Consider the following 3785-nt stretch of genomic DNA (forward strand, 5'->3'; position numbering starts at 1 on the left):
AGTTGAATGATTTTTAACATAAATTCTTTTGGATACTTATAAAAGGTCATAAAAAAAGCCCCCTATTAGGTAGATGAATTTTTATTTTTTCATCTGTCTACCTAATAGGGAGCATATCAAACTGCTGAATTACCACCTTGTAAAACAGTACCACCCTGAGACGCACTTCCTCCATTTACCGAGTTTCCTGGTTGGATTACTTGACCAGGGACAATAAATTGTCCACCGGTAATCGGCTGTCCTGGAGCAATTGGTTGCCCAGGTGTAATCGCATTACCTGGTGTTATAAAAAATGCCATACTAATCGAAGGTAATGCTGACCAGAACAACATAAAGACAATCATAAATACCGCAAAAAATTTCCGAAAATGTTTCTTTCCCACATTTTCACCTCGATTCCTTTTTAAGGTGTACTTGTGTTTGTAAGATATTTTTCTTCTAATGCTTTAATCGCTTCAGCGTGATTCATTTCATTTATTTCTTTTAATTCGTCCCGTAATTTGCCATACTCATCTTCAATCCAAGCATGATATTCTTTATTTTTCTTCTGTAAATAATCATGGGATTCGCGGGACATTTTATTTTTTTGTTGATATAAATACGTTAACGTAAAGCCAACCGCTTGCCTTTCGTCTACCCATTTTCCAAACTCTTTTGAATGATAACTAAAAATATCTAGAGAGTTATCGGTTTTATAATAATTAATCCAACCCTCTTCAGACGTTTTCCACTGTTTCCACTTCAAAGCTATCTCATTTGCCTCATTTAATTGCTCTTGAAGACCTTGTGCATCTGCCACATTTTCGTAAGTACCTTCCACCGCAGTCGCAATTTCCTGTAACTGCTTTTGACCTTCTTGGTCTACATTAAATCCAATTACATTTACAATCGGTGTAATATCGGAATCATACAAAGCTTTTGCTGCTCCAACTGGATCATCATCACAAGTTGAGATACCATCACTTACCAAGTAGACAATATTTGTATTTGAGTCTCCTTTTAAGGATGCTAAATCTTTTTTCGCCTCATTTAAGGCATGGCCAATTGGAGTCCATCCTGCCGGTACTGCTTTTGAAAGAGCCTGTTCAAAGTTTGCTGCATTATAATTACTTAATGGATAAATCAGTTCACTGCTGCTGCAAGACAAAGCCTTATCTGAATCTTTTCCAGTACCTTTATGTCCGTATATACGTAAACCAACATTTGCACCCCCAGGCAAGGTTTTAACAAATTCCGTAATAGCCTTTTTAGCAGCATCCATTCTCGTTACACTGCCCTCATAATTTGCCATACTGCCTGAAGCATCTAGAATAACCATTACATTTAAGTTTTCCTTAAATTGATAGCGTGGATCTTCGATATCCGGGCTTCCAATAGTTTGAAATTTTAACTGCTCAATTAAATCTCCCGGACCCTCAAAATCTTGCTGAAAGACAGATAAAATTGCTTCGTAGTATCGGTCTAATTCTTCAGTAGTTGGGTTGTTCGATATATCTGGAAGATTTATAGTCAGTACATCTGTTAATTTCTTTCCTTCTTCTTCAAGTCTATTAATATATTTTGTATAGCCTGAAGGAAGCTTTTCAAGTTCCTCTAAAGTAGTTGGAAGTGGGGAACCTATTATAACATTCTCTTTTTCACTTTGTTCCTCAACTTCCGTTGTTTCTTCTTTAACATTTGACAGTTCTTCTGATTCAATTTCAGTTTCTGCCTCTTCTGATTCATTCGTTGTTGTTTGTTCCTGATTACATCCAGCAAGTAAAATGAATATGAAAACTACTAAAAAACTGTATCTTTTATACATACTTTTCAACTCCTAGTTAACTACTAACCTACCATTGCAGAAATTTTTTCGATAATTGAGCCAATTAACTCTCCAATTGCACCAGATTGTCCACTTACTGCCTTTGAAATAATTCTTAATACTAAAATTAATAAAACAGTCAAGCACAGCCAATGATTGAGCCCTTTTTTCGTTTTTTACCGGCGTAAGTAATGTTGAACTAATAATTATAGCAATAGCAGTAATAATGGCTGCGATCATATCGTCGTCCCTTCAAATAAAGATGGCAGCATATCGTTTTGTTACTTTTAACGAATTTCGAATATTGATAATAATGGTAATTCCTCATTATATTCTCAGTATAGGGAACTAAGAGGTGTTGTCAAAGACAGCCAAGAGACCAAAGAGTTTTTTCCTAGACTAAAAGACATATGAAAATAGTTACATTTACTAGAGCTAATTTTTTGGCTCATTTATGTAGCTCTGTTATTTGTCAGAATTTATGTTTAAATAAGTCCAATTAGCATATAAAAATTTGAAAATTTAAGTCCAAATAATCATTTTTATACATTTTTTAGCTTATAGTAGGTATCTTAAATATGAGAAAAATAAATTCAAAATAGTTTAAAGGTAGGATTAAAGGTTTATTATGTTGTTGTTGTGATGTAATCAAGGGAGCGAGAGGAAAATAGAAATTTTTAAATAAAAAAACTCCCGAAAAAATCCGGGAGCTTATATGATTTAAGACTTAGTTTGTTTCAATTAATCCATATTTTCCATCACGGCGTTTGTATACGATATTTGTGCCGTTTGATTCAGCATCTGTAAAGATATAGAAGTCATGTCCAAGTAAATTCATTTGAAGAATCGCTTCTTCAGAATCCATCGGTTTTAAATCGAATTGTTTTGTTCGAACAACTGGGAATTCTTCTTCTTCACTCGATCCATTTTGACCATTAACAACTTCGTTTGCAAAATAAACACCTGTGCCTTCACGTTCACGGAACTTACGGTTTACTTTTGTTTTATGTTTACGTATTTGTCGTTCTAATTTATCGACGATTAAATCGATAGCTGCATACATATCAACATGTCGTTCTTCTGCACGGAGAGTGACATTTTTAAGAGGAATCGTCACTTCAACTTTTGTTTGCTTATCATTGTACACTTTCAAATTCACGTTAGCGTTTGCATTGACACCGTTACTAAAATAACGTTCAATTTTTTCAATCTTGCTTTCAACGTAGTCGCGAATCGCTGGAGTTACCTCAATGTTTTCACCACGAATGTTAAAGTTTAGCATGTAAACTCCTCCTTTTGTTACACCTATGTAAATATATATTCGCCATAGGCTTAAAAAAATCCTACCACTACAGAGAAATCTTTTCCATGTTTCGACACCGTCTTCACAAAATTTTAATATTTTATTTTTGTAAATTTATCTTGAAGAACTTCCTTTTTTCGTCGTTGCTTCATTTCACTAATAATAAGTTCATCAATATTCTCGTCTTCATGGAATAAAACCCCAAACTGACTGCCGTTTGCATATGGCTTGCTCCAAACAATTTCACCAGTTGCCCGAATCATTGTCACATCAAGAACGAATTGGACTTCAATCTGTAGAGTAGTATTATTTAAATATTCCCCAATCTTCGCTTCTGAAAACATTTTAACTCCTCTTGGGCTAATATCTATGATCTTACACTCATAGGGTTCAAAATTAATACCCCTGCCATTAAGCCTTAATTTAAATTTAGCATCTATCGCTTCATTAAAGACGAAACGAAAACCTTCTTGCCTTTTAAAATTCATTTTGTTTTCCCCCAAAATATCAAATCAACTAACATCAAACGTAACGAAATATTAGCACAAGGTCCACTTGTGTATTTTGCAAGATAAAAATGCAGAGAATTGCAATGAAAAATACAGAGTGTTGCCACCCAATATTTTTACTGTTTTCTCGACAACGCATTGGCTAAACGGAAGCTCTGTCCCGTATAAG

Annotated in this window: 4 protein-coding genes; all 4 read right to left on the reverse strand. The window is 34.4% G+C overall.

Annotation, left to right across the window (positions count from 1 at the left end; translation table 11 throughout):
* Nucleotides 1–116: 116 nt before the first annotated feature.
* The 4 genes from EKG35_RS20295 to EKG35_RS20310 all read right to left on the reverse strand — a co-directional run bounded on the left by EKG35_RS20295 (nucleotide 117) and on the right by EKG35_RS20310 (nucleotide 3595).
* Nucleotides 117–383: a hypothetical protein gene (locus EKG35_RS20295; RefSeq protein ID WP_126296365.1), complete on the reverse strand. Its 267-nt coding sequence runs from the start codon at nucleotides 381–383 to the stop codon at nucleotides 117–119.
* Between the two features lie 20 nt (nucleotides 384–403).
* Nucleotides 404–1804 (reverse strand): vWA domain-containing protein, encoded by a 1401-nt coding sequence (locus EKG35_RS20300; protein ID WP_126296366.1) that lies wholly within the window; start codon nucleotides 1802–1804, stop codon nucleotides 404–406.
* Between the two features lie 727 nt (nucleotides 1805–2531).
* A complete protein-coding gene (hpf, locus tag EKG35_RS20305) occupies nucleotides 2532–3086 on the reverse strand; it encodes a ribosome hibernation-promoting factor, HPF/YfiA family (protein WP_126296367.1) in 555 nt (184 codons plus the stop codon).
* A 113-nt stretch (nucleotides 3087–3199) separates the two neighbouring features.
* Entirely contained in the window at nucleotides 3200–3595 is a 396-nt protein-coding gene (locus tag EKG35_RS20310) for a PilZ domain-containing protein (protein ID WP_126296368.1), read from the reverse strand.
* Nucleotides 3596–3785 lie beyond the last annotated feature (190 nt).

Origin of the sequence: Lysinibacillus telephonicus (assembly GCF_003966145.1) — a bacterium.
GTDB lineage: Bacteria > Bacillota > Bacilli > Bacillales_A > Planococcaceae > Ureibacillus > Ureibacillus telephonicus.